Here is a 26,552-nt window from a genome sequence, read left to right on the forward strand (position 1 = left end):
TTACGCTCCTGCGCTTGGACGTTTTACACCAGGCACAACAACTTTACCAGTGGCCACATCAGCACCAAAATCGGTTAAACGAGCAACAACAACACTACCGATTGTTTCGGTTTTAATTAAGTCTTGTTGTCCAAGCCAACTTAAATGGGTTTTAACTTGATCACGACTAATAGCGTGGCCATAGTGATCTAACGCACTATAGATAATACTAGAATTACTGCTATAACTTGGCATTTCATATAAGATACGCAAAATAACCAAACGTTGATCTTCTTTTAAAAATTCAGCGTAGCTCATAATTCCTCACTTGTTCTTTAATAAAAATTGGTTAATGTTATCTAATTGACGAGATAATCCTGAAAGCCGATCAGATAACTGATTTAAAGTAGCTTCATTACTACTTAATTTTTCAATCAATTTTGTTACCTGATGCTGAGTTGGTAATGACTTAACCGTCTCTTCAACTTGTGTTACTCGAATACGTAAGTCTAGTAGCTCTTTTTGGCTAGCCGATTGGCGACCAATTAACCATGAGTAAACGCCAACCACCGCCATTACAGCCCATTGCAGAAACTGCCAGTTAAAGGTAAGTTCATTAAAATTCATCGTTGTTTATTCCTTTTTTCTTCCAATACTGCACATTCAATACATAAATCAGTAACGACTAACTTTCGACGTGCTTCAGCTATAAGCTCTTCACAGATTCGACAATACAGGCTTGATACTCCCGTTTTTGCTTGATGTTTTGCTAATATTCGTTCTCGTGCTTCCATTTCAACAGTTGATGCTAAATCAGCGTTATCCATTGTTTACCTCGTTGATATATTTTATTAGTTCAATAAGTCGACCTGAGCACTGCCCGTATTGATCATAAAGATGTTTTAAGGCTTCAGCTAAACCATCCGCCGTATTATTTCGCCGTTTTACGGGTAATTCGCATGGTACCGTCAGTTGTGCTGGTAAAACCATGGGTTGTTGCTTGAGCGGCATTTGCATGGGCTGAGTCGATGAACTGCAAGACACTATTATCAAACACGCAATGACTGCGATCATTAGCCGTTTTGTTAAGTGCATCCTGTAATGCTTGAGTTGATTGTTCATCATATAATTTCCTTTCTGCTATCTGCTGTGACAATGAATAACTTGCATCATTAGCGGTTTTAGTTAGTTGCTTTGTGCTCTCAATCAATTGACTTAAAGTATCCATTGCTTGTTGTGCTTCTAAAGCAATATATTCTTGTTTAGCCATTGATTTGCCATGACTGATACCTAATTGGTAAAGTGAACCAAAACCAACAATCAAAATTATTCCCAACAAAAAATAACTTTTATTGCTCACAAAAAAACTTTTGATTAATTTGTATATATTTTTAATCATTACAAACTCCTAAACCCCAATTCTCAGAAATATAAACAGGCTGCCAACGGTAGATAATGCGAATCGGATAATCACGGTTTTCTTTAAAATTAATGCTCTTACGTCCGCCATTAATATTTTCAACTACACCCCAGTAGTGTGTGGCATCTTGGTATTCTCGTTTTGCTCGCTGACGATCACGATTAACCCAACCCAAACCACCGTTATAAGCTGATAAAACAAATCCCCAGTGGTCACAATCACTAGCCACTTTATTTACACGTTGATATAACCAATAATCATATTGAACTAAGGCACGCAGTGCCCAAGATGGGTTGTACGGCTCATTACTACCCAATGATTTAGGGTAAGCCCCTGCAATCCAATCAGCCGTAGTTGGCATAAACTGAGCCAAACCTTGAGCACCCACATGTGATTTTGCGTTTACTTTCCATCTTGATTCCTGATGAATTTGCGCTGCAAACAATGCAATTGGCGCATCAAGACCAAAAATTGCACGTGCATTACGTGTCAGTTCCCGTTGATGTTGCTTAGCATCATTTGGTACACCTGCTATAGCAGGCGTTAAATGACAACTAAATAGCATAAATACAATAAGTAAGGTTAAGCAACGCATGGCTATAATCCAAGTGTTACGCCAAGAATCACAGCGGAAACAATCAACGCCCGACGAATCAGAACAACCGCAAACAGAGTTCGATACTCATCAAGAACAGGGTATTCCGCACACATTTTGGAATCCATTGCCTCTGGTTGTTCATTGTTTTCTAAAGACTCAATATATTGCTTGGTATAAAAATCAGGACCAAACTCTTTCCAATCGTTATATAAATAACCTCCAGGAGATGCATAAGGGAAAAGCGCACGGTCAAGGTGATAACCAACAACAGCAGAAAGTAAAACAAGAGATAGTTTATAAACTACAACAGGCAACTGTTGAGGTGATAGTAGCGTAATAATTGCAAATAAAGTAATAGCGACTAAATACCATTTAAGCAGACGAATTTGGGATAATTTTTTGATAGGGTGTTCCATAAAAAACCTCATAATTAATTAGTAATGTATGAGGTTATTATGATCTTACTTACTTGAAATGTAATTTGAACGGGGGCAGATTAATTTTAGTCTTCCAAGCTCTTTTTAAAGTCATTTTGACAAGCATTCAATTGTAATTGATAAATATCAAGTTCTTTAGATAAAATATCATCTCGCAATTCTTCTAATTCAACTCTTTTTTCATCAGAGATATCCATGCCAAGCTGTTTATTTATCTTTTCCAAATACTCAGTTTGCGCATGTTCGTATCTACATTTTTCTAAACTTTTGAATGAATAACGAGAGGAAAAAACAACAATATAATAAGCAATAAAAACGGAAACTGCAGGGCTGTAAGTTTTATACCCAATAGTCCATTCATGTAAAGCGCACAGGTTATCTAACAACGGTGTAAAAACAGACACCAAAAAAGCCTGAAAAGCTAAATAGGCCTTTTTACTTAGCACGATGCTTTCCTCGTACTAATTTTTGTTTTTTTCTTATATCCAAAATTTCATCAATAAAATTTTCATCATCTAGAAATAATTTTTTACTATGTTTTACACCATTGTTATCAGTTACAGTTAATTGAATATATTTTAAAGGTTTAAATTTAGTATATAACCAAACTATCCCACCTTTAACTAATAAAATGGTTACGATGAATATTGTTATACAAGTTACAATATCAAAAATGGACATAATTTTACCTAAATTATTCTGCGCTCTTTAGCTGCACGATGCCTAATAACTCTATCAATAGAATAAGTTGTTTTTGTTATTATATCTTCTTCTGTTACTGTTTCTGTTCGTAATAATACAACAAATAAATCATCTTTGGAAAATCTAGTTTGATTTGTATTAACACGTTCTAAAAAATTTTCATCATTCATCGCTACTGTAATTTGTTCACCTGAAGGTAAAATAATGCTCCATCCTCTAACTGAAGAAAAATTAACTTTTGCGAAATGTACATTCACTTCTTTTTCTTCTGTTTCTATATCTTTTTGAACGAGAACATTCTTTTTTTTAAAGCTTTTTGCTGAGTTTTTTTCCACTTCTGTAAGTATTTCTTGATCATCTGATTTTAATTTAAATAAAGATGATTTCTCAGTTTGTAATGGTTTATAGACTAACTGGTCAATTTCTTTTCTTATAGCTTGGCTTGTTAGTAATTTTTTTACATCTTCTGTACATTCAAGTTCTTTATTACCAACTGTTAATTTAGATATACCAGATCTTTTATCTGTGTTAATTTCAGCTATCTTTTTACCTTTAATTATATCAAGCGCAGCCCAAATGGATCCAATTGCTGTTCCAGTACCTGTTGTTAAACCTAAGGCTTCTAATGTATTTCGTGATATATCTATAGCTTCACAGATAACTTCAAAAGAGCCTTCTTTATGGGCTTTTACTGTAAGTTTAGGGGATGCACCTTCACCATTTAATAATTTATCTGAATGCTCTATTAGTGTGGCTAGTGAAGAAAGTGCATTACCTAATGTTCTGGCATCAATTTGATTATCCGAGTATGCGTCACCACCATAAACAATTGAAAATTCTGTTTGATTTGTCATTATTTAATTCCTTACATAAAAATATTTTTTATTCGCTACAATTCTTCTCTTCAACTTCTTTTAATTGCTCCAACCGCCTATTCGCATCTTTGAGTGCTTCAGCCAATCCCAAATTTAATCATTTTTATTACAATTAGCTTTCCATTTTTTCTCAAACCATTCTTTATTAATCAATGGTTCAATAGTAAAGTTCGATGTTTCTGTATCGATTAGTGAACCATTTTTTGTAATATCAACTTTAACAAAAAAACGAAGAGGGAAACCATAATAATTACCATACATGTCTTTAAAATCAGCATAGCCACAGACATAACTACGAAATGCATCATCGGAACTATTATTTTCTTCTACAAAGTATACTCGGCTAAATTTTGGATCTTTCAAGTGTTTTTCAGCTCTCTCTTTTCCTAAGTCAACAGCCAACTTACTTGGGTTATAACAACTCACTAATAAAATCGAAATACAAAATAACCATAATTTTTTCATCTTTAATCCTTAAAAAATAATCGCCCCCAAAATAAAACCCACGGCAAATATTGCTAACGTGGGTTTTATTTGAGTTCTGAATAAAGTTATTGTTTGGTTATATAAATTTTGATTATTTAATTTCTCTAAATTAGAAAGTTCTTCAACATAATTTAATACATTTTGTAACTGCATTTTATTAAGCCGTTTTAAATCTGAAGTACAAAATTGCCGCTTACTGTAATGATTCATCTTATTTTTTAATTCATCTTTGTCATTAATTTCACAAAGAATCAAATGGATAAGCATTTTGCAAGATGCTTTTTCTTTAGCTGCTTCAAATTCATCAGTTAAAAATTTATCAGCAATAGGAAATTGTGAAACAGTTATTTCATTAATACTACAAACACCAAGAGTAGCGTGTAGTTTAAGCCATAGTTCCCGTACCGTTAACTCCCCATAGTTTTCAATATCAGAAATTAAACTATGAAGTGATTTTCGTTGAGCGGGAACCAACGGGCGAGTATCTAACTCTTCATCATTACTTGACGTAATATTATAAATATCTCTACCAGCTATTTGTTCTGCCGTATTATCCTGAAGTCTAACCGTCACTTTGTTTTCCGCCTCCTAGTTGTATAAATATTTCCACCAGCAATTTGACCTTCACCTCGAATTGTATTATTCGAAATATTAACCCCTGCCTGCTGAGCCGTTCCTGCCGTTAGTGCACCTAAGGCTGCCGCTTTAATTGCCAATGGTGCTGTTCTAAATTTGTCAATTAAATCTTGCTCATCAATAGATAAATTATTTGTTGTTCTAATACCAGTTACAACATATTGAACATCTAACCCAAAATTGGCTAATGTAGATAAATATAACGCATCGGGAAATCTCTCACCTTTTTCATAATTAAGTTGAGTTAATTTCTTTACATTAGCAATTTCTCCCATAGCAACTTGGCTAAGGCCCATACGTTCACGTTCTTCTTTTAGTCTTAATCCGATATTTTTTTGCATACTTTTTATCTTGACAGGTATAAATATTTATACCATAATTTATAAATCACTTATTAATAACTTATATCCAAGGAGCTAAAAATGTCTAAAGTTCTCACTCCCGAACAAGTTAAACAACAATTTCAACAAAAAGGTAAAACTATCAAATCCTGGGCGATTGAAAATGGTTACCACCCCGTTGTTGTTTATAACGTTTTAAACGGTTTAAGTCGTGCTCATCGCGGTAAAACACACGATATAGCAGTAAAACTTGGCTTAAAACAAGCTTACTAATGCTGATTGTAACAGTTTTTCATATACAGAAAAAGGGCGAAAAACATGAACAAATCACAAATTTCAACATCTGGTACTCGGATACTTAAGGTACTAAAAGCGCTTAAAGGTTATACATTAACGGGTTTATCTAATGGCGATATCGCAAAGATGATCAATGAATCACCTGTTAATGTAACGCGTTCACTTCAAACACTAATCGAGGAAGGACTAGTAATTAAGTTAGATAATGGTTTGTTTGCTCATAGTGTGCAAATGTTGCAAATAGCCCAAGCACATGCAATTCACATCACTAAAATGCAAGACCAAATAACAGAAATCAATCAGCGTATTACGGCTGGTGCAAGATAAGGATAACCAAAATGGCAAGACAAGCAAACAAAGCAAAAGAAGAAATTGAACTACCTGCAATTGATGAGCAAGGGATTAATGACGCAATGAATACCATGACTAGTATTCAAAGTGAATATAACGAAGAACGTGACCTAGTTAACCAACTTTTAGGTCAGGCTCAAATGGCTGATGCTTTTGCTAAATTTTCCCTAACAGTTAGGACTTCTAAATTAAATTTTGTTAAAGAAAACAAACTATATCGTAATTTGAAAGGTAAAAAAAGTCCTAACGGTTATGACTTTTTAACAGGAACTTGGGAAGAATTTTGTAATTTATTAGGTATATCTGTACAGAAGGCTGATTTAGATATTCAAAATTTAAAAGAATTCGGAGAAGAGGCTCTTGAAAGTATGTCTCAAATGGGCATTGGCTACCGTGAATTACGCCAATACCGCAAACTGCCCGAAGACCAAAAAACGGCATTAATTGAAGTTGCTAAAGCAGGCGATAAAGAAGCCTTAGTTGAGTTAGCAGAAGAGTTTATTGCTAAAAATGCTAAAGAAAAAGAGCAGCTCAAAAAAGAAAATAGTAATTTGCAAGCTGACTACAAAGCATTAAGCAAACGTAATGCTGATGTAGCGAAAGAAAAGGAAGAATTAGCAATCAAATTGGCTCAATTTGAAATGAAAACCGTACCACTTGATGAGCGTTTAGAGCCATTTAAAAAACAGATAGCAGAAACACAATCACGCATTGATGAACTACTAGAACAACAACGCCAATATGTGCAATTAATGGATAACTTCCAAAAAGAGAACATAAAAAGTGATCCTAATTATGACCCTGAACAACCATACTCATTACCACTATCACTGGTGATCACATTGATGACACTACACGAATCGTTAAAACTAACTGTTGCACAGTCCAAAACCACTTACCGTGAATTATGGATGAACTTTGCCGATGATATTGAACCTGCATTGAGCGATGGTGACAACATTATTAATGAAGCATTAAACAATTAAACACAGGTGATTATGATGATCGCGCCGAATATTCGTGAATATCTAAATAATGTTGCCATCAAACTTGATAATGCTGGTCACGGTCAACGTGGTCAGATATTGGATGAAGCACAAACATTTTTAGGTTATTCAAGACAAACAATCTACAGACAGTTAAAAAAAGTTTGCGGTTGGTCAAGTGAGCGTAAGGCTAGAACGGATAAAGGAAAAATATTTGTTTCAACTGATTCATTGTTAGCACTGGCAACAATGAACCGTGAATCAGTACGTGATAATGGCAAACAAACCATGTTCACCACCACCGCTCGTGGCATACTTGAGCAAAACGGGCATGAGATTAATGTGAGTAATGCAACTCTAAACCGTTTGATGAGACAAAGGAAGCTAAATGTAAAAGCACAACAAGCTGCTAACCCTGTGCAATCATTACGTGCATTACATCCGAACCACGTTCACGAAATCGATCCGTCACTATGTTTGATTTATTACATGAAAAATAAACAACATATTATGCGGGATCGGGATTTTTATAAAAACAAGTTAGAAAATTACGCAAAAGTTAAATATAAGGTTTGGCGTTACACTTTATACGACAAGGCATCAGGAATGATTATACCGTGGTATGTTGAAGCTGCTGGCGAAAACCAACATTCATTATTCCAATTTTTAATGTTTGCGTGGGGTAAGCAAGATGGACGTTTATTTCATGGTGTACCACAGCTGCTTTACTGGGATAAAGGTTCATCCAATACTTCATCAGCTATCAAAAACTTATTGGACCATTTGGAAGTGAAATACCTTGAGCACGAGGCAGGTAATGCGCGTGCCAAAGGTGGTGTGGAAAATGCCAATAATATCATCGAAACACAGTTCGAAAGTCGTTTAAAATTTCAACCAGTTAGCAGTATTGATGAATTAAATCATGCAGCAATGAACTGGGCAGAAGCCTATAACGCCAACAGACTGCCAGGACAAGATACACGTTTACGTCGTATTGGACTTGCTGAACCTGTATCACGTCAATCGCTTTGGCAGCATATTACAGCAGAACAATTACGAATATTGCCGTCAGTAGAAATTTGCCAAGCATTAATGGCAAGTCGAGAACAAGAGCGCCAAGTTAAAGCGGATTTAACCATTAGTTTCAAACATCCTCAAGCTGACAGTTCACTGATTTATAGTTTAAAAGGCTTAGATGGTATTACTGTTAAAGATAAAGTCAGTGTGCGTTCATTAGTTTACGGTGATTGTGCTATTCAAATTGAAGTCCCCCGTTATGACGGTGAAGCACTGATTTATCGTGTTGATCCAGATCGCAATTTTGATAAGTTTGGACAACGTTTAGATGCACCAGTGATTGGCGAGGAATATAAATCTAAAGGTGATACTGAAATTGAACAAGCAACAAAAGCGATGGATCAAGTGGCATACCCAAACATGACCGAAGATGAAATCAAAAAAGCGAAGCAAAAACAAGTAGCACCGTTCGGCGGTCAGCTCAATACACTCAGTTATCTAGGAGATATTAATCATCCTGCTTACTTTGAACAAAAAGGCAATGAAATTGAAACACCGGAACATTTAAAGCCAGCTACCACAACATTAACGCTAACCGCGGCTTTAATGCGTATTACCAGTTCAATCGGTCGCAGATTAACAACTGATGAAAATAAGTGGCTATCCGCTCGTTATCAAGATGGTGTTCCCGAAGATTCGTTAGAATCACTGATTCGTTAGAATCACTGATTCGTACATTTACAACGCCCGTTACAGCAATCGCAGACGGTACAACAGGTTTTAGGAGTGTTAAATAATGTTGAAATTAAAAAGCGTAATGAAGCAATTCAATATCAAACAGGCGCAACTCGCTAAACATATTGATTATAAAGGCAATTCAATCAGCCAAGCAGTAATTAGCCAGCTCGTTAATCACAATATTTGGCCACGCTCTATTAAACATGAAGAACTAAAGCAGAAGATTGAAAAGGCATTAATAAAATTAGGTTTAAGCAATGATTATTTACTAAATATTTTTGAAGAAGAAACTGACACAGCCGAAATCTTGGCGGACGACGCTGTGCCAGTTGACTCAAATGAAAATGAACATTTAACAAAGGAGTCAGCCTATATGTTACTACGAAAACAAACTATAAATCGAGATGCGCGTGCACATTTTCGCATTCCTCGTGACCCGTTCACTGACGAAATGACCGAAGACGCTGATGTTTATCTATCTGATGATATCCGTTACGTTCGTGCAGCAATGCGTCAAACAGCCAAGCATGGTGGAATGCTGTCAGTGATAGGTGAATCGGGAAGCGGTAAATCGACATTGCGACATGATTTAATTGATTGGATCAATATTAATCATGAGCCAATAACTGTTATCGAGCCGTATGTACTAGGTTTAGAAGACAATGAGGTTAAAGGAAAATCGCTCAAAAGTATGGATATAAGTAGTGCAATTATAAGCGCTATCAACCCCCAAGCTAAACCAAAACGTAGTGCAGAAGCCCGTGCAAGGCAAATGCACGAATTACTGAAAAATAGTGCGCTATCAGGTCGTAAACATCTGTTAATTATTGAAGAAGCACACGGATTACCAATTCCAACGCTAAAGCATCTAAAGCGATTTTATGAACTGCAAGAAGGTTTTAAAAAATTACTATCAATAATTCTAATTGGACAAACAGAGCTACAAACAAAACTATCAGAGTATAACCCAGAGGTTCGTGAAGTTGTGCAACGCTGCGAAGTTGTGAACTTAAAACCACTTGATTTTAAAGTTGAAGAATATATCAAGCATAAATTTTCACGTGTTGATATGGACTATACAACATTATTTGATTCATCTGCATTTACTGAAATCATCAATCGGTTACGTGTTGCAACAACACGTCGAGGTGAAAAACAAGTGCGATCATTATGCTATCCATTAGCAGTAAATAACCTTGTTTCTAACGCATTAAATCTAGCTGCACGCATTGGTGCGCCAAAAGTTACAGGTGAAATAATTGTTGAGTGTATCAAAGATCGAGGAGATATCTGATGAAAAAGAACCAACTAATCAGTAATAACATCAATGCGGTTAATAAGGCTGTAAATATATTATCTAATGAAGAATTAACTGTCATTGGTTTTTATCATGATTCACTTTCAAAGCCAACTATTGAAATTGAGCATCACCCTAAGTGCAATAAATATATAGATGCTGGTCAAGCAACGTATTATCGACACGAAGGGCACTATCGATTTGGGCAGTTTGAATTAAATGGCTGTCGAGTTATATGGAAAGAACGTGATATTAGTCGCTTGCATTAATCGAATAGGAGCTATAGAAATGATAAAGACTAAAAAACGTATTAAAGCTACCGCATCAATCTATGTTGTGCAATCTAAAGAACAAGCATCAGAAGCTATTAAATATTTGGGCGATATACAGCGTGAATTAATCCGATTAGAAACCGAAATGAACGACAAAATTGCAGATATTACAGAAAGTTATTCATCAAGTATTGAAGTGTTAAAAAAGAAGGCGACAGAAATACAAAAAGGTATCCAAATTTGGTGCGAAGCAAACCGTGATGTTTTAACAAACAATGGTAAAGTTAAATCAGCCAATTTAGTTACTGGTGAAGTGCAATGGCGTAACCGCCCACCGTCGTGTGTTATTCGTGGTTTAGAAACGGTTATAGAAACACTAAAAAAGCTAAAACTGGAACGATTTATTCGTACAAAAGAAGAAGTTAATAAAGAAGCTATTTTGAATGAACCAAACGTTGTCGCTCATGTGCCAGGTATTACCATTAAAAAAGATGTAGAAGATTTTGCGATAGTGCCTTTTGAACAGGAGGTTATCTAATCATGCAAACACAAGATTTTTATATTTTGCATCAATTTATATTAAGCCAGACAGCTAATTTTATAGTTCACTGTAAAGAGTATGGTTTATCTGAATTTGAAGCGGATCGCATCATTGACGAGCTAGAGGAATTAGCTAATGGGTAAATTTTCTAGCCCTAAACGTTATATGCCCGACCATTATATTTCAATCAGCCATGAACATTCATTTATGCGTGAAGTAACTGGTCAGGGTTATGTTGATGGAAAGCTGTACGATGAACTTTATGCTGAATATGTAAAATTAAAATCAGCTAAAACATTAAAACAGCGTTTTGTTAGTTTTTTAAGGTGTTTTTATGACAAATAATAATGAAAAGTATATTGAAAAAATCAAAAAACTTTTAGCGTTAGCAAAATCAACAAATCCCAACGAAGCTGCTATTGCTATGAATCAAGCCATCAAATTGATGGTAAAACATAATATCAGTAATAAAGATGTGGAATTATCTGAAATTGAGGAACATGTGTCAAAACATGCCCCTTCAAATGCAGAGAAACCACCAAGATATTTTTCAATATTAGTAAGTATCATTTCAAGCGCATTTGGCGTGCGAGCTTATTTTACTCGGGAAAACAATAAACGAAAGGTTTCATTTTATGGACTAAGGGAACGACCACAATTAGCCGCTTATACCTTTGACGTTTTAAGTGTTCAATTAGTTAAAGCTCGGAAAGAATTCTTATCGCAACAAAATGGTAATTGTAAAAAAATCACTAAAATTAACCGAGCTGATGCGTTCTGTGTTGGCTGGGTTAATGGTGTTTATCAATTAATTGAAGATTTTGCAATGACTGATGAGGAACTAAATCTATTAGCTGAATATAGAAAGACAAAAGAGTTATCGCCAGCTAAGGTTAGAGATGCTAAAAAGTGTAATGGTTCAGATTCTTCACAATTTATTGGTTACTTACAAGGTAAAACCGCTCAATTGAATCATGGTGTATCAAATTCAGGTTATTCTCCATCATTAATAAGGGGTAAATAGATGAAATCTAAATATATCAAGCTGATTCATATTGCAAAATCTCAACTTAATCTTGATGACGATACCTATCGTCATCTATTAATGAATATAACTAAAAAAACTAGTACCAAGGATATGACAGTTTGGGAACTGGAAAAAATTCTAAATCACCTTAAATCAAAAGGTTTTAAAGTTAAATCATCAAAAAAAACAGGGAAGATAACTGCTACAGAACCAGTTCATAAAAAAATACGCTCATTATGGCTAGAGCTAGCTGATGCAGGTGAAATCAAAAATCGTTCTGAAAAAGCTATCAATTCTTATGTAAAACGTATTACTGGTGTTGAAGTGATGGATTGGATTACTCAAAAACAAGCAATGGTTGTAATTGAAAGCCTAAAAAGTTGGCTAGAACGCGTCACGTAACAAGGAATAAAAATGAAATTAAAACGTTGCCCAATTTGTCATAATGAAATTAATTTAGAAGCATTGGTAGAGGATGATTCAGGCAGAGAACTACTTATATTAGTAAGTAATTTAAACTATGGCTGTGCTAAGCCGATGATTGCCTATATTGGTTTGTTTCGTACTCAAAAATCAAATTTGAGTAACTCACGAGCGGTAAATTTAATAAATGAGGTACTACAACTTTTTCAACCAAGTAGGCATCTAGCACACGCGCTACGGGAAACGGTTAATAATATTCACGCTAAGCGTTTAACTAGTGAGTACAAACCGTTTAAAAATCATAATTATCTAAAGTCAGTTTATGATTCTACTAAACATTTATTTGCGTACGTTGAACATAAAGAAGAAGACAAACCCGCTCGTAGCAGTAATGAAGAGTATTTTGAACAGATGTATAGGGCTGGTGTTGACTTTAGTAAATTAGAAAAAAATATACCAGGCGCACTAGATTGGTATAAGAAGAAAACAGGAGCGTAAATTATGACCAAGTCTGCAATATCTATTAAACGTCATGAACTACTAACGCATATATCATTATCTGTGGCTAATGAAGCCATGGATTATGGTCTACCTGAAGATATTGCGGTTCATCTTGGCGATAGTATTGCAAATACAATTTCAGAACTGTTCGGCGGTCAGAACATTACGTTTCCACGCGACTACAGATTTAAACTAAACCAACGAGACTTGCAAATCTATGACGCATTTAAAGGCAATAACTACGCAGAACTAAGTCAAAAATATAAAATGACAGAACGAGGTATCAGAAAAGTAATCGACCGAGTTCATAAACGAATGATAAAAGAAAAACAACCAACATTGTTTGATTTTAATGACGCCTAATTAATTTTAGAGCAAAATTTTTTAGGCAATTTTTTATTTCATATCTTGTAACACTTTTTCAAAAAACAATTTCATTATTTCCCTGTTTATTTTGTTATATCCCATTTATCTCATCATTCTGTTATTATTTATCATGTTCTATTTCAATAATGAACATTATTCATGGATTAAAATTAAATCGTTAACATTACATCTATACTAAAATTGAAAGGCAATTGTCTCTTTTTGTGATATTCTTACACCAAAATCATTGCCATAAATAGGGTATAGCAAACCAATATTAGGTTTGTTTAAAAAGTATTCTTAATTTTGTATCACTGAGAGCCATAATTATATTTTGTACACATTTAAAAACAAAATTATGTACTCAATCTGTACAAAATAGTTTAAAACCTTTGTGCTAACACGTTTTACAGATAACAAGCAAAAACATAATTAAACAATGAAAAATAACGTCGAGCAACCAACTTTTTACTTTCATGATTATGAAACTTTTGGTATTAATCCAGCTTTGGATCGCCCAGCTCAATTTGCGGGGATTCGAACTGACAATGATTTAAATATCATTGAAGATCCTTTAGTTATTTATTGTCAAATTGCTCAAGATTATTTACCAAATCCCGAAGCTGTACTAATTACTGGTATTACACCTCAGAAAGCAAATCAAAATGGCGTTTGTGAAGCTGAATTTACCAAACAAATTTATCAAGCTTTTAGTGAACCCAATACATGTATTTTAGGATATAACAATATTCGGTTTGATGATGAGGTTACTCGTAATATTTTATATCGTAACTTTTACGATCCCTATTCATATAGCTGGCAAAACGGTAATTCGAGGTGGGATCTTCTTGACGTTGTTAGGGCTTGTTATGCTTTAAGACCAGACGGTATTAATTGGCCAACTAACGATAATGGGCTACCTAGCTTTCGTTTGGAACAACTGACTCAAGCAAATAATATTGAGCATGAGCATGCTCATGATGCTATGTCTGATGTTTATGCAACCATTGCTATGGCTAAGCTTATAAAAGAAAAACAGAGCAAATTATTTAATTATTTTTTCTTTTTACGTAATAAAAATAAAGTTGCTGAACTTATTGATGTTGTCAACATGACCCCTATTGTTCATGTATCAGGCATGCTGGGTAGTTATCGAGGTAATCTATCATTAGTTGCTCCAATAATTTGGCATCCATTACAAAATAATGCAGCTGTTCTATGTGATTTAGCAGGTGATATTGACCTTCTTATTAATTTACCCGTTGAACAAATAAAAGAAAAACTGTATACAAAGACGGAAGATCTTGAGCTTGGAGAGTCACGAATTCCATTAAAGTTAATTCATACAAATAAATGCCCTATTGTCGCTCCACTAAGAACCTTGTTACCTGAAAATGCAAAGCGATTAAGTCTTGATGTAGAACAATGTTTGATTAATCAACAAAAGTTACAAAAAAATCAGAAATTACTTCAGAATAAAATGCAAGAATTATTTAATGTTAATAATGATTATCCAAATAATTCAGATGTAGATACTCAAATTTACAAAGGCTTTTTCAATAATCAAGATAAATTACGCTGTGAAACGATTCGAACAACGCCTACACAGCTATTAGATAGTCTCTCTTTAGCATTTGATGATCCTCGTTTGACTACTCTATTTTTTAGATATAAAGCTCGAAACTATCCGCAAGCATTGACCGAGCGAGAACAAACAATTTGGCTTAACTATTGTCGAGATAAACTTAATACACTCAAAATCCAAGATTATTTATTAAGTTTAGAATTATTGGCTGAAATGTATGTTCAACAACCTGAAAAATTAGCAATTATTAAACAACTTTATAACTATTGTCATTATTTAGTTGGATAATTGAATTTGACGGGCGTATGATATGGTCGATTCTATTAATATCATTGGAATGACAGATAGAAATTATCATCATAATTAAAGTTTGAAATATTTAGCATATATCATATTATGAAACATTTTTTAGCCAAACACGCTACAATAAAGCATCGACTTTATTCTTTGTATTATACGCTTTTTAGCTATGGTCGAGGATTGATTATTCTTACTTTCTGTTTATGGCTAGGTAATATAATCTCAAAAATAATACCGATAATGATTCCTGGCAGTATTATTGGTTTGCTACTTCTATTTTTCTTACTTGCATTTCAATTGATCCCTACATGTTGGATCAAAAACAGCTGTAATCTATTTATGCGTTATATGACAATTCTTTTCATTCCTGCTGCAATGGGCATAATGGATAATTATTCACTTTTATTAGAGAACTGGATCCCCATTATTTTTAGTAGTGTAGGTGGATCAATTATTGTATTAATTTTCACTGCTCTTCTAACCGAAAACTTCCCAAAAATGACTCTAAAAAGTAAAAAAATTCTATCTAAAGATCAGGAGAAGCAACCATGATATGGATGCTACCATTAACAATTTGTGTATTTCTCATTATTCGTAGAATTTCATTTAAATTAAAAAATCCTTTATTTAATCCATTAGTTATATCGGTTATTGTTTTAATTCCAATTTTATTAATTACTAAAACCAGTTATGCGCAATACGTATCAAACGTACAAATTATTAATGATTTGTTGCCTTATTCAGTTGTAGCTCTTGCCTATCCTTTATATGAACTTATTCCTCAAATTAAAGCTCGTTGGAAATCGATAATGTTTATCACATTTACTGCGTCAATTTCTTCAATGATAACTGGTGTTTGTATTGCATTTTGGTTAGGTGGTAATAACACCATTGCCGCCTCAGTTTTACCCAAATCAGTAACTACTGCCATTGCAGTAACGATTGCTACAGATCAAGGAGGTGTGCCCTCTATAGCGGCATTATGTGTAATATTAGTAGGTACATTAGGTGGAATTTTTGGGCATCAAATATTGAATCTTGTTAAAATAAATTCCGCTTCTGCTCGAGGGCTTGCTATAGGAGCCGTTTCGCATGCTGTTGGAACAGCTCGTTGCATTGAAGTTGATTATAACGAAGGAGCCTATAGTTCCTTATCACTTGTTTTATGTGGTATTATGACATCATTGACAGCACCTTTTTTATTTCCAATAATGATATTTATTTTTGATTGGTTTTAGCATGAATTTAAAAAAGCTTTCAGCTTGTTTTATGGGTTTGTGCTTGATTACAATATTTGCGATTCTTATTCTTGACTATTGGATCAGCTATAAAACGGCACCTTATATTTATCACGATGAGAATAAACTACCTTATCGTGCTGTTGGTGTAGTACTTGGAACATCCAAATATGTTCGTGGTGGTGGATTGAATGGATTTTATCGGAATCGCATCGATGGAGCAATCGATCTTTATTGGCAAGGTAAAGTAGATTATCTTTTACTTAGTGGAGATAATGCTCTATTAAGCTATAATGAACCAATCACTATGCAGAAAGATTTAATTAAAGCTGGCATTCCTAGAAAATCGATTGTTCTTGATTACGCAGGTTTTAGAACTTTTGATTCAATTGTTCGTGCTAATAAAGTTTTTGATACAAATGATTTCACAATTATTACTCAAGAGTTTCATTGCGAACGTGCAATTTTTATTGCACTTGAACAAGGAATACAGGCACAATGCTTTGCAGTTCCATCCCCTAAAAGTATGAAATTTGTCCGTATCCGTGAAATATTTGCTCGTGTCAGTGCCTTTATTGACCTTTATATTCTTACTAAAGAACCAAAATATCTTGGTCCTGTAATTCCAATCATATCCAATAATCAATAATTTTCACTAATTTATTTTTTGTAAAAAAGTTTCAGATTAAGGGTACATTTCAATAAAAAAACGGTTAAAATTATTGTCTCATAAATTAGATTGCATTTTTATGCAAAAAAAAGTAATATTTAGTCAATTTAAATTTAAGAAAATGAAGAATGAATATTGAACTAAACCATATTAATTGCTTTTATGGTTCTCATCAGGCTTTAAATGATGTTTCGTTATGCTATCCACTGGGTGAAACCATCGTATTACTTGGTCAGAGTGGTGCAGGAAAAAGCTCTTTATTAAAAGTATTTAATTTACTTGAAATTCCAACATCTGGCGAAATGACCATTGCTGACTCTCATTTTGATTTCTCAAAAAAAATCAATGAATCAACAATTCGTTTACTTCGTAAAAATGTTGGTATGGTTTTCCAGAATTATAATTTATGGCCGCATTTAACAGTACTTGAAAATCTAATTGAAGCGCCTTGTCAAGTATTAAAAATATCAAAAAATGAGGCCAGTGACAAAGCAATGTCAATTTTAAAACGTTTGCGAATCGATGATATGGCACACCGCTATCCTCTTCATCTCTCAGGAGGACAACAACAACGTGTAGCTATAGCTAGAGCATTGATGATGGAGCCACAAATCTTATTGTTTGATGAGCCAACAGCAGCATTAGATCCTGCTATTACATCGCAAATAGCAGATATTATTAATGAATTATCACAAACAGGAATTACACAAATTATAGTTACACATGAAGTGGATTTTGCTCGTAAAGTTGCTTCACAAGTGATTTATATGGAACACGGTAAAATTATTGAGCAAGGACAATTAGAATGCTTTGCGCATCCTAAAACCAAAGAATTTAAAGCTTATTTATCACATTAAATAATATCTAATTAGGTGAAAATATGAAGAAAACATTATTAGCCGTTTTATTAGCAAGTGCAACATTTGTTGCTCAAGCTGCCGAAAACCTTATCATCGGTACAGAAGCAACTTATGCACCTTTTGAATTTACTAATGATAAAAATGAAATTGTAGGTTTTGATATTGATATCATTAACAAAATTTGTAGTGAAATGAATGTTTCTTGCAAAATTGTTAACCAGTCGTTTGATGGTTTAATTCCTAGTTTAAAAACTCGACGAATTGATGCAGCAATTGCTGGTATAGATGTCACAGCTGAAAGACAAAAACAAATTGATTTTACTAAAATATATTACGATGATAGTTCAATTCAATTTATTACATTAAAAGATACCCTAACCAGTTTAGAACAACTTAAAGGAAAACGTGTTGGTATTCAAAAAGGTACGACTTATTTAAAATATTTGAATGAAAAATTCCCTGATATTAAACCTGTTAGTTATGATAGTTACCAATTTGCATTTCTTGATTTAAAAGCTAAACGTATTGATGCTATTGTTGCAAGTTCATTCGTAGCAAGTGACTGGTTAGGAAAAGATACCGAAATTGTACCATTAGGTGATAAGATTACTGATCATGAATTTTTTGGTGAGGGTTTAAGCATCGCTTTACGTAAAGGTAATGATGAACTTCGTGAAAAATTCAATCAAGCAATCGATAAGCTAAAAGCAAATGGAGAATTAGAAGCTATTTATAAAAAATGGTTTAATAATTAGTCGTTAAAATTTAATTCTTAATGCCTTTATGATCTCGCCGCAAACACTGCGGCGAATTTATTTTTTTAATTTAAATACGGTTTTTTTATGTCAGACTTTCTATCCAACGGAACAAACTGGATTCTATCTTCGATGGACGGATATATCTTGCCATTAGTGCAAGCAACGTCAATCACATTATCATTAGCCTTTGTGTCATTAATTGTCGGCATCATATTTGCCTTTATCTTTACGCTGTTAGAATCTGCTCCTTTTAAACCCGTTGCATGGTTAATGTCCTTATTTAATTTGACTATCCGTGCCCTACCCGAATTATTAATTGTGGTGGCAATTTATACTGGACTACCATTATTATTGATGTCATTAGATGATGGCATAGCAATTTCACTTGGATTTACTTCATTTACGGTGCAAATCGATATAGCAAACACTAAACCCGATCCATTTTTATGTGGTGTAACTGCACTTTCATTACTTTATGCTGTTTATGCATCTCAAACATTACGCGGCGCTTTTAAAGCAATTTCAAATGGTCAAAAGCAAGCGGCACAAGTATTGGGATTGAGCAAAGCGCGAACGTTCTTTCGAATTATTCTGCCGCAAATGTGGCGTCATGCTTTACCTGGTTTGAGCAATCAATGGTTGATTTTATTAAAAGATACCGCGTTAGTTTCAGCAATTGCCATCGATGATTTGATGATGCAAACAAAAACCATCATCGCTCGGACCAATCAACCTTTTCTATGGTATTTCATTGCGATGCTTATTTATTTAATAATTTCTATTTTAAGCCAAAAGGTTATTACGCGAATCGAAAAGCGCTCAACCTATTTTGAACAACCAAAATCCGCTAAGAGTTTATAAGGTCACGTTATGTTTGATAATTTTATTTACTATCTTAAAGTCATTTTACAAGGACTTCCTGATACCTTAAGTTTAGGTATTTTAGGCATTATTTCAGCAGGACTCCTAGCGGTTATCTTTTCTTGCTTATTGTCAATAAATTCTTGTTTAATTAAAAAAATTATACGTGCCTATATTATTATATTTACTGGTTCACCGCTATTAGTTCAGCTATTTTTAATCTACTATGGACCATCACAATTTGGCGATGTTTTAAGTAAAGTACCAACATTTTATGAGATTATCTCCTCACCTTGGTTCTGTGCTTATCTTGCATTAACACTTAATAGCGCTGCCTATACTACGCAAATATTTTATGGAGCTTTAAAATCTGTACCACAAGGTCAGTGGCAAGCGTGTGAAGCTTTAGGTATGAATAAAATACAAACATTAAAAATTATTATGCCTTATGCATTAAAACGAGCACTTTCTACTTATTCTAATGAAGTGGTTTTTGTAGTAAAAGGCACCGCTTTAGCTTCTATGATTCCGGTTATGGATATTATGGGATATAGCAATCAACTAAATGGAGATTATTACGATTTTTCAATTTTTGTCGTTGCAGGGTCAGTTTACCTCTTGATAAATGGGCTTTTAAGCACCATTATGAGGATAATAGAGAAAAAAGCCCTCACATTTGAAAACTAATATGAGCCAATTTGATTCAACATCATTTTTAAAAACAGTCCCACATAAACCTGGTATTTATCAAATGTTCAATGATAAACAGACCATTATTTATGTGGGTAAAGCCAAAGATCTCTACAACCGATTAAAAAGCTATTTCAACAGTAGCAAAAAAACGCTTAAGACCGATAGGCTAGTCAGTCATATCCATCATGTTGAATTTACCATTACCAACACCGAAACTGAAGCTTTATTACTTGAACAAACTTACATTAAAAAATATCAACCTCGTTATAATGTATTATTAAAAGACGATAAAAGTTATCCATTTATAAAGCTTAGTAAAGAACGTCATCCACAATTGTCACTTTACCGTGGTGCAATTAATCGAAAAAAAGATGAGTTTTTTGGACCTTATCCAAGTGGATATGCAGTTAAACAGATTTTAGCCCTGCTACAAAAAACCTTTCCAATTAGACAATGTTTGGATAGCACTTATCGCAATCGTACACGTCCATGTTTACAATACCAAATTAAACGTTGTTTAGGACCATGTGTATCAGGATTAGTCAGTGACGAAGATTATAATGAACAAGTTAATTATGTTAGATTATTTTTGTCTGGACGCTCAGAACAGATTCTACAAAAAATAACTGAGGATATGCATAAAGCAAGTAATGATCTTAATTTCGAGAAAGCCGCCGCATTACGAGATCAGCTACAAGCAATAAAACATATCAATGAAAAACAAGCTATATACAATAATAATGATAATCTTGATGTAATTGGATTCCATTATGAGTTTGGTTTAGCTTGTATTTATGTTTTATTTATTCGCAATGGACAAACCTTCGGTCACCGTTCATATTATCCTAAAGTGCCATCAAATACTGAATTAGAAGAAGTCATTGAAACCTTTTTAGGTCAATTTTACTTGCAAGGTAATCAAAATAGAAATATTCCTCAAAAGATTTTATTGAATTTTTCATTATCAGATAAACAAGCAATGGAAGAAACCTTATCTATCATTGCACAGCATCAAGTTAAATTAGTTGATGAACCTAAAGGTGATAATTTAAAACTACTTAATATTGCTACAGTCAATGCCCAAACAGCTGTTAAAAACAAGTTATTGGAGAATTCAACCATAAAACAACGCTATGATGCACTTAAAACATTTTTAGGGATTGATAAAATCAATCGTATGGAGTGCTTTGATATCAGTCACTTTATGGGTAAAAATACCATTGCCTCTTGTGTCGTATTTGATGAAAACGGACCAGTTAAATCTGAATTTCGTCGCTATAATATCTCAGGTATTACGCCAGGTGATGATTATGCTGCGATGGAACAAGTCTTAACACGTCGTTATAATAAAAAAGATCTGCCTAATGAAAAAGTTCCAGATATCATCTTTATTGATGGTGGTAAAGGTCAACTTAACCAGGCATTACAAGTATTTGAACAGTTAGATGTTAATTGGGATAAAAATCATCCAATTTTAATCGGTGTAGCTAAAGGTGCAGAAAGAAAAGAAGGACTCGAAACACTATTTTTTGAAGCACATGGTACAGGTCATTATCTTGATGATCGTTCCCCTGCTCTATTGCTTATCCAACAAATTCGTAACGCATCTCACGATCATGCTATTGTGGGACAACGTAAAAAAGGGACAAAGCAACTTACGGACAGCGCATTAGAACACATTAATGGTATAGGAGCAAAAAGACGAAAAGCACTTTTAAACCATTTTGGCGGATTAAGAGAGTTAAAAAATGCCAGTATTGATGAAATAGCTCAAGTACAAGGTATTTCTAAACCATTAGCTGAAAAAATTTATCTAAATTTACAACAATAACACATTGAAAAAATAACATATTTCAGGCAACATAAGTATTAAAAGAACACTATTTTTTTATTATCACTAATACTTTGATTAATAAAATAAAAAAAAGAGCTTATTTCACATGAAAATTAACCTACCAACATTCTTAACACTATTTCGAGTCATTTTAATTCCTTTTTTGGTATTAACGTTTTATCTTCTACCTCATGAATGGTCTGGTTTTTTTTCAGCGCTCATTTTTTTAATCGCAGCGATAACGGATATTTTTGATGGTTATCTTGCTCGCCGTCTAGGGCAAACTACGAAGTTTGGTGCTTTCTTGGATCCGGTTGCAGATAAGATCATGGTAACAATTGCATTAGTATTAATAACTCAATATTATCAGGCATGGTGGATCTCGATTCCAGCAATTATTATTGTATCCCGTGAAATTATCATATCAGCCTTGCGTGAATGGATGGCCGAGATTGGCAAACGTAATCATGTTGCTGTGTCATGTATTGGTAAAATTAAAACCATTGCTCAAATGACTGCATTAACTTGGTTACTTTGGCGTCCTTGTGATATTGTTATTTATGCAGGTTTAATAACTTTATTACTTGCTACAGCTTTAACCCTCTTATCCATGTTGCAATATTTATGGATAGCGCATAATGATCTATTAGATGAAGAGTAATACGATGTTTTTTTAACTTTTCATGTGTAATTTTATTGTATAACAATCAATCCAATAAAACGGTACATATCTACTTTAAATCAGTAAAAGAATATCTTTAAACCATGAACAAGTTAAACATTAAGCAATCAATCAATTTATTTAAAATTTCTATTGACTGAAAAGCTAAGATAGGTAAAATGCACAGCATCCAAAGCAAATTACTTTTTGATAATTTGTTTTTAGCCCGGGTGGTGAAATCGGTAGACACAAGGGATTTAAAATCCCTCGGCCTTTTTGGCCGTGCGAGTTCAAGTCTCGCCCCGGGCACCATTAACAAACACTTCTTACGCGGGAATAGCTCAGTTGGTAGAGCGCAACCTTGCCAAGGTTGAGGTCGCGAGTTCGAACCTCGTTTCCCGCTCCAATATAACCCCCATTGGAATCGATTAAAGCCTGAAAATCTAGGAATTTAAATGTTTACAGTGATTTATTTTTCCGCTGTAGAACAAGTTAATCCATTGTCTTCCGTGAAAAATTAGTCCAAAAAATAGGTTATTGTAATAGATATATTTTTTGAACAGTTTATCTAAAATATTGACTCACTATCCTTACATTTATTTATTGATAACATAAGGCGTTTTTATGACTTTATTATCTGATTTCAAAACAAAGCAGCCAAAACCAAAGAAAAAGAATATACACTCAAAGATGGAGATGAAGTATTTCTTAATATTTATTCTAGCGGTTCAAAATATTGGCTATTCCGTTTTTCTTAGAATGGTAGACAAACCAGAATGTCTTTGGTTCTTATCCAAAAACGGATCTAAAGAAAGCTAGATATTTACGTTCTTTTGCTCAAAATAAATTATCCAATAATATTGACCCTAGATTAGAAAAAAATGAAGCATATGTTAATTCTATAACGCCAGAAGAACATTTAAGTGTTTCATTTATTGAGTTTGCTGAAAACTGGCTTATATGTAAATTGAGAAAATTGAATGCAAAACCCTCTAAGAAAAAAAGAACAATGGTCGAGGAAGCACAGAATTACAGATCCTACGTGCCTTTAAAGGCGATATTTTCTGCCTTAAAAGATAAATCACTGAAAAATGTCACAAGAAGTGATTTATTGTCAATCTTAAGTAAGGTTGAGGCTCGTGGAGCATTATCAATAGCCGAGAAAATAAGAAGTTGGTTAGATGAAATTTTTCGTTACGCTGTTATTACTGAAGAATTACGAATTAATCCTACATCTGATTTAGATAATGCAGCGATTCTCTATCGTCGTAATAAGCGCTATCCTTTTATTCAGGTTGATGAATTACCAGAATTACTAGGTAAATTATCAAACTATAAAGGAAGTAGAGTAACAGTGTTAGGATTAAAGTTCTTACTACTTACAGGAGTACGAACAGTTGAACTTCGTTTTTCAGAAACTTGGCAGGTTAATTTAAAAAATGCAATTTGGCATTATTTTTTTGACAAATATTGCTGTCTTTTTAATAAGTAACCTGCGTTATAGATGCTGGCATAACCTTTACGCCGTAGCTGAACATTTCCTTTGGAAGATAACTTTACATTCCACCCTTCACTCAAAGCAAAGTTAATAAAAAAATAGAATTGTCTATCTTTTAAAGCTAATAAGTTTTTAATCTTCATCATTATTCTCCATATCACGACATAACATTGAGAAGATAGAAGCATATGTAATTGGTCCAGAAATTTTTTCTTCACCAAATGAATGAAGGTAAGTGATGAAAATATCTTTTTATAAGCGTCACTTTTGTTTAAGAGTATAGAAAATAGATACTCCTAGATCAGTTATCAATTTGATTATGAGTGTAAGATTGTCCACGTAATAATCCGCCTAAACTATAACGGCTATTTAACTTAATATTTCCTTCAGTTAAATAATACTTATCAATTTTGGCGTTACCAAATGTATAAAGATATTTATTATTTGTTACTAAATTATGTGAAAATAAATAAAATATATTATCTTCTTTATCATCCCACTCGATATCAGCAGGTCCAGAAGGTAAATAGTAACGATTAATTTGCTTCCCATCTTTGAATATTGAAATCATTTCAGATAAACTAAGTTTGCCTTCAACAAATTTCTTTTTATTTTTTGTTGTTAGAGTTTCTAATTCATCATCTAAAGAGATAGGGAATATTCTGGCTCTGAGACATTTCAACAAGAAAAATAGTATCTTCATCTGGAGATGTATCTGTAAAATGGATCGCATCAGGACCATTTAAGCGGTGTAATATGTCAAATTGATCATCCTCAATATTATAAACGCCACACTCAATTGCAACTTTTTTGCTTGTTTACGCTGCTCTATAAAAAGTATCAATAGATGGCCAGCGGCTGAAATATATTTTGCCATTTTTGATTCGTTGAGTTGATGAATACATTGGGTGATAATCAATACTTTTATTATATATTATTTTGTATTTTTCTGTATTTATATCAAGTCCAAGAATAAATCCTCCATGAAAAAGCTAACATAAACCCAATCATTATAGATCTCAGCAGAATGAATAAAATGAGAAACTTCAATATAATTATGAGGAGTTCGATTTCAAGGAGCTTTCATATTATCTACACCGAACATATTAGAATAAATGTGTTGGAAATAATTATGCTGATTAATTGTCCAGCATATCACTTCTGAACTTTGTATATCGATGAGAAAACAATAATTCTGACCATTCAACCCAGAACCTGGAATAAAAATTTTCTGAGAAAGATTGTCTGGTACTAAACCAACATTAGGTGCTACATAAGTTTCTTTGATGACTTTTACTAAAGAGTTGATCAAATTACCTATATTTTTTACTTCTGAACAAATATTATTATCATTATCCTATTGAATATTCATTTTTTTCATTTATCGTCCCTATAACAAACATACTAATCCCTAGTTATCAACTTTTGAATATTATTCTTAGCTTTAATGTCCACTAAGTTCCAATCTTTTCCGAATAATATTTCTCGCTCTATGCAGCCTACTTTTCACTGCTTCAATACTTATTCCCAAAATTTCAGCCACCTCTGGCGCTGTTAATTCATTGACATCTCTTAGGATTAATACTGTTCGGTAAGTAACAGGAAGGGAAATGATTGCTTTACTTAAGTCGAGCCTCAATATTGATTGTTCGGAGTTAGTAACGTTACCATCAGCAAATAACTTTTCCATATCATTTGCGTCCATAAGTAAACTATTTTTGTTTAATCTAAAGATTTTATAACACTCGCGCTCTACAATGCGAAACAACCAAGTAGAAAGTGCTGAGATTGTTCGCAGAAGCTCTATTTTTTTATATAAAATCCAAAGAGCCATTTGTACTGCATCCTCAGCGTCCTCTGCTGAAGAGCAAACTTTTCGCGAAAAACGATTTAGATCTGGTTGGCATTTTTCCAATAATTCAATCAAAGCGACCTGATCACCTGAGCGGGCCAGCATAATAAGATTTTCATCAATTTTTTTCATAACTACCCTCCTTTCTCCTTGTACATAAAAGAGTCTTAGTCTGATAAAAAGGATTCAAATATTTTATATTTTTTTGAAATATAAAACTTAGCAGTATTGAGAATCTGAAAAAGCAATTGATAAAAAATCTATCCGAAATCGTCCCCAAAATATCTTTGAGAGAAGCATTAGTAATTTGAACATCTAGAATAGCCATAAAGACACCAAGAATAGCAGCAAGGACTGCAATCCAATTTCTAGTATTTACTTTTTCTGTTGATATATTTTCTTTGGCAAGATTCTTTTTCAAAGTTGGCATCTTATTATCTTATCATCCTTAT

Annotated in this window: 39 protein-coding genes and 2 tRNA genes; 26 read left to right on the top strand and 15 right to left on the bottom strand. The window is 33.5% G+C overall.

The window, feature by feature from the left end:
- The 12 genes from J3U13_RS09590 to J3U13_RS09645 all read right to left on the bottom strand — a co-directional run bounded on the left by J3U13_RS09590 (position 1) and on the right by J3U13_RS09645 (position 5,474).
- A complete protein-coding gene (locus J3U13_RS09590) occupies positions 1–297 on the bottom strand; it encodes an ArsR family transcriptional regulator (protein WP_267341748.1) in 297 nt (98 codons plus the stop codon).
- Positions 298–303: 6 nt separating this feature from the next.
- Positions 304–606 carry a DUF2730 family protein gene (locus tag J3U13_RS09595; protein ID WP_065574282.1) on the bottom strand — a complete coding sequence of 101 codons (303 nt, stop codon included), beginning with the start codon at positions 604–606 and terminating at the stop codon, positions 304–306.
- Positions 603–806: a hypothetical protein gene (locus J3U13_RS09600; RefSeq protein ID WP_267341751.1), complete on the bottom strand. Its 204-nt coding sequence runs from the start codon at positions 804–806 to the stop codon at positions 603–605. The genes J3U13_RS09595 and J3U13_RS09600 overlap by 4 nt, the downstream gene beginning before the upstream one ends.
- Positions 807–910: 104 nt before the next feature.
- Positions 911–1,378, bottom strand: coding sequence for a hypothetical protein (locus tag J3U13_RS09605; RefSeq protein WP_267341752.1), 468 nt, complete (start codon positions 1,376–1,378; stop codon positions 911–913).
- On the bottom strand, positions 1,371–1,994 hold the full coding sequence (locus J3U13_RS09610; protein WP_267341753.1) for a transglycosylase SLT domain-containing protein: 624 nt from the start codon (positions 1,992–1,994) through the stop codon (positions 1,371–1,373). The genes J3U13_RS09605 and J3U13_RS09610 overlap by 8 nt, the downstream gene beginning before the upstream one ends.
- 2 nt (positions 1,995–1,996) lie before the next feature.
- Positions 1,997–2,413, bottom strand: a complete 417-nt coding sequence (locus J3U13_RS09615; protein ID WP_267341754.1) for a putative holin — start codon at positions 2,411–2,413, stop codon at positions 1,997–1,999.
- Positions 2,414–2,499: 86 nt separating this feature from the next.
- Positions 2,500–2,880, bottom strand: coding sequence for a hypothetical protein (locus J3U13_RS09620; protein WP_085165888.1), 381 nt, complete (start codon positions 2,878–2,880; stop codon positions 2,500–2,502).
- Positions 2,870–3,115: a hypothetical protein gene (locus tag J3U13_RS09625; protein ID WP_267341755.1), complete on the bottom strand. Its 246-nt coding sequence runs from the start codon at positions 3,113–3,115 to the stop codon at positions 2,870–2,872. Before J3U13_RS09625 ends, J3U13_RS09620 begins: the two co-directional genes overlap by 11 nt.
- An 8-nt stretch (positions 3,116–3,123) precedes the next feature.
- Positions 3,124–3,990, bottom strand: a complete 867-nt coding sequence (locus tag J3U13_RS09630) for a hypothetical protein (protein ID WP_267341756.1) — start codon at positions 3,988–3,990, stop codon at positions 3,124–3,126.
- Between the two features lie 114 nt (positions 3,991–4,104).
- Positions 4,105–4,476, bottom strand: coding sequence for a hypothetical protein (locus tag J3U13_RS09635; protein WP_267341757.1), 372 nt, complete (start codon positions 4,474–4,476; stop codon positions 4,105–4,107).
- 9 nt (positions 4,477–4,485) lie between these two features.
- Complete coding sequence (locus J3U13_RS09640) at positions 4,486–5,070, bottom strand: hypothetical protein (RefSeq protein ID WP_267341758.1); 585 nt, start codon at positions 5,068–5,070, stop codon at positions 4,486–4,488.
- Positions 5,067–5,474, bottom strand: a complete 408-nt coding sequence (locus J3U13_RS09645) for a helix-turn-helix domain-containing protein (RefSeq protein ID WP_267341759.1) — start codon at positions 5,472–5,474, stop codon at positions 5,067–5,069. The genes J3U13_RS09640 and J3U13_RS09645 overlap by 4 nt, the downstream gene beginning before the upstream one ends.
- A gap of 81 nt (positions 5,475–5,555) precedes the next feature.
- Here J3U13_RS09645 and J3U13_RS09650 point away from each other — a divergent pair, with 81 nt between their 5' ends.
- The 26 genes from J3U13_RS09650 (at position 5,556) to J3U13_RS09775 (ending at position 24,242) form a co-directional block, all read left to right on the top strand.
- Complete coding sequence (locus J3U13_RS09650) at positions 5,556–5,747, top strand: DNA-binding protein (RefSeq protein ID WP_065567015.1); 192 nt, start codon at positions 5,556–5,558, stop codon at positions 5,745–5,747.
- A 45-nt stretch (positions 5,748–5,792) separates the two neighbouring features.
- On the top strand, positions 5,793–6,098 hold the full coding sequence (locus tag J3U13_RS09655) for a helix-turn-helix domain-containing protein (protein ID WP_160424309.1): 306 nt from the start codon (positions 5,793–5,795) through the stop codon (positions 6,096–6,098).
- 11 nt (positions 6,099–6,109) lie between these two features.
- On the top strand, positions 6,110–7,108 hold the full coding sequence (locus J3U13_RS09660) for a hypothetical protein (RefSeq protein ID WP_267341762.1): 999 nt from the start codon (positions 6,110–6,112) through the stop codon (positions 7,106–7,108).
- A 15-nt stretch (positions 7,109–7,123) separates the two neighbouring features.
- Positions 7,124–8,845 (top strand): hypothetical protein, encoded by a 1,722-nt coding sequence (locus J3U13_RS09665; RefSeq protein ID WP_267341763.1) that lies wholly within the window; start codon positions 7,124–7,126, stop codon positions 8,843–8,845.
- 76 nt (positions 8,846–8,921) lie between these two features.
- Positions 8,922–10,157: an AAA family ATPase gene (locus J3U13_RS09670; protein ID WP_267341764.1), complete on the top strand. Its 1,236-nt coding sequence runs from the start codon at positions 8,922–8,924 to the stop codon at positions 10,155–10,157.
- Positions 10,157–10,429 carry a hypothetical protein gene (locus J3U13_RS09675; RefSeq protein WP_267341765.1) on the top strand — a complete coding sequence of 91 codons (273 nt, stop codon included), beginning with the start codon at positions 10,157–10,159 and terminating at the stop codon, positions 10,427–10,429. The genes J3U13_RS09670 and J3U13_RS09675 overlap by 1 nt, the downstream gene beginning before the upstream one ends.
- Positions 10,430–10,448: 19 nt before the next feature.
- Entirely contained in the window at positions 10,449–10,970 is a 522-nt protein-coding gene (locus tag J3U13_RS09680) for a host-nuclease inhibitor Gam family protein (protein ID WP_267341767.1), read from the top strand.
- A gap of 2 nt (positions 10,971–10,972) precedes the next feature.
- Complete coding sequence (locus J3U13_RS09685) at positions 10,973–11,116, top strand: hypothetical protein (RefSeq protein WP_160424299.1); 144 nt, start codon at positions 10,973–10,975, stop codon at positions 11,114–11,116.
- A complete protein-coding gene (locus J3U13_RS09690; RefSeq protein WP_267341768.1) occupies positions 11,109–11,318 on the top strand; it encodes a hypothetical protein in 210 nt (69 codons plus the stop codon). Before J3U13_RS09685 ends, J3U13_RS09690 begins: the two co-directional genes overlap by 8 nt.
- Complete coding sequence (locus J3U13_RS09695; protein WP_267341769.1) at positions 11,308–11,997, top strand: DUF2786 domain-containing protein; 690 nt, start codon at positions 11,308–11,310, stop codon at positions 11,995–11,997. The genes J3U13_RS09690 and J3U13_RS09695 overlap by 11 nt, the downstream gene beginning before the upstream one ends.
- The gene (locus tag J3U13_RS09700) at positions 11,998–12,402 is read left to right on the top strand and encodes a gp16 family protein (RefSeq protein ID WP_267341771.1); all 405 of its coding nucleotides are present in this window, start codon (positions 11,998–12,000) and stop codon (positions 12,400–12,402) included.
- A gap of 12 nt (positions 12,403–12,414) precedes the next feature.
- Positions 12,415–12,921, top strand: a complete 507-nt coding sequence (locus J3U13_RS09705) for a hypothetical protein (protein ID WP_267341773.1) — start codon at positions 12,415–12,417, stop codon at positions 12,919–12,921.
- A 3-nt stretch (positions 12,922–12,924) separates the two neighbouring features.
- Positions 12,925–13,287: a Mor transcription activator family protein gene (locus tag J3U13_RS09710; protein WP_202114999.1), complete on the top strand. Its 363-nt coding sequence runs from the start codon at positions 12,925–12,927 to the stop codon at positions 13,285–13,287.
- 442 nt (positions 13,288–13,729) lie between these two features.
- Positions 13,730–15,163, top strand: coding sequence for an exodeoxyribonuclease I (gene sbcB / locus J3U13_RS09715; RefSeq protein WP_267341775.1), 1,434 nt, complete (start codon positions 13,730–13,732; stop codon positions 15,161–15,163).
- Positions 15,164–15,271: 108 nt separating this feature from the next.
- Positions 15,272–15,727, top strand: a complete 456-nt coding sequence (locus J3U13_RS09720; RefSeq protein ID WP_267341776.1) for a CidA/LrgA family protein — start codon at positions 15,272–15,274, stop codon at positions 15,725–15,727.
- The gene (locus J3U13_RS09725; RefSeq protein WP_267341777.1) at positions 15,724–16,413 is read left to right on the top strand and encodes a CidB/LrgB family autolysis modulator; all 690 of its coding nucleotides are present in this window, start codon (positions 15,724–15,726) and stop codon (positions 16,411–16,413) included. The genes J3U13_RS09720 and J3U13_RS09725 overlap by 4 nt, the downstream gene beginning before the upstream one ends.
- A 31-nt stretch (positions 16,414–16,444) precedes the next feature.
- Complete coding sequence (locus J3U13_RS09730) at positions 16,445–17,062, top strand: ElyC/SanA/YdcF family protein (protein ID WP_416380219.1); 618 nt, start codon at positions 16,445–16,447, stop codon at positions 17,060–17,062.
- 149 nt (positions 17,063–17,211) lie between these two features.
- Positions 17,212–17,940 (top strand): arginine ABC transporter ATP-binding protein ArtP, encoded by a 729-nt coding sequence (gene artP, locus J3U13_RS09735; protein WP_267341779.1) that lies wholly within the window; start codon positions 17,212–17,214, stop codon positions 17,938–17,940.
- 23 nt (positions 17,941–17,963) lie between these two features.
- Entirely contained in the window at positions 17,964–18,698 is a 735-nt protein-coding gene (locus J3U13_RS09740) for a transporter substrate-binding domain-containing protein (protein WP_267341780.1), read from the top strand.
- Between the two features lie 132 nt (positions 18,699–18,830).
- Positions 18,831–19,562, top strand: a complete 732-nt coding sequence (artQ, locus tag J3U13_RS09745) for an arginine ABC transporter permease ArtQ (RefSeq protein WP_416380579.1) — start codon at positions 18,831–18,833, stop codon at positions 19,560–19,562.
- Positions 19,563–19,571: 9 nt separating this feature from the next.
- Entirely contained in the window at positions 19,572–20,249 is a 678-nt protein-coding gene (artM, locus tag J3U13_RS09750; RefSeq protein ID WP_267341782.1) for an arginine ABC transporter permease ArtM, read from the top strand.
- A 1-nt stretch (position 20,250) separates the two neighbouring features.
- Positions 20,251–22,086, top strand: coding sequence for an excinuclease ABC subunit UvrC (gene uvrC / locus J3U13_RS09755; RefSeq protein ID WP_267341784.1), 1,836 nt, complete (start codon positions 20,251–20,253; stop codon positions 22,084–22,086).
- Between the two features lie 109 nt (positions 22,087–22,195).
- A complete protein-coding gene (pgsA, locus tag J3U13_RS09760) occupies positions 22,196–22,750 on the top strand; it encodes a CDP-diacylglycerol--glycerol-3-phosphate 3-phosphatidyltransferase (protein ID WP_267341785.1) in 555 nt (184 codons plus the stop codon).
- Positions 22,751–22,974: 224 nt separating this feature from the next.
- A tRNA-Leu gene (locus J3U13_RS09765) sits at positions 22,975–23,062 on the top strand.
- Between the two features lie 18 nt (positions 23,063–23,080).
- Positions 23,081–23,156: transfer RNA gene (locus J3U13_RS09770), tRNA-Gly, on the top strand.
- 603 nt (positions 23,157–23,759) lie between these two features.
- Positions 23,760–24,242, top strand: coding sequence for a tyrosine-type recombinase/integrase (locus tag J3U13_RS09775; protein WP_267341786.1), 483 nt, complete (start codon positions 23,760–23,762; stop codon positions 24,240–24,242).
- Between the two features lie 307 nt (positions 24,243–24,549).
- Here the strand turns inward: J3U13_RS09775 and J3U13_RS09780 are convergent, their stop codons facing one another.
- The 3 genes from J3U13_RS09780 to J3U13_RS09790 all read right to left on the bottom strand — a co-directional run bounded on the left by J3U13_RS09780 (position 24,550) and on the right by J3U13_RS09790 (position 26,530).
- Positions 24,550–24,933, bottom strand: a complete 384-nt coding sequence (locus J3U13_RS09780) for a hypothetical protein (RefSeq protein ID WP_267341788.1) — start codon at positions 24,931–24,933, stop codon at positions 24,550–24,552.
- Positions 24,934–25,692: 759 nt separating this feature from the next.
- Positions 25,693–26,232 carry an RNA polymerase sigma factor gene (locus J3U13_RS09785; RefSeq protein WP_267341789.1) on the bottom strand — a complete coding sequence of 180 codons (540 nt, stop codon included), beginning with the start codon at positions 26,230–26,232 and terminating at the stop codon, positions 25,693–25,695.
- Positions 26,219–26,530 (bottom strand): hypothetical protein, encoded by a 312-nt coding sequence (locus J3U13_RS09790; RefSeq protein ID WP_267341790.1) that lies wholly within the window; start codon positions 26,528–26,530, stop codon positions 26,219–26,221. Before J3U13_RS09790 ends, J3U13_RS09785 begins: the two co-directional genes overlap by 14 nt.
- Positions 26,531–26,552 lie beyond the last annotated feature (22 nt).

The organism is Gilliamella sp. B2887, assembly GCF_026537015.1.
Lineage (GTDB): Bacteria > Pseudomonadota > Gammaproteobacteria > Enterobacterales > Orbaceae > Gilliamella.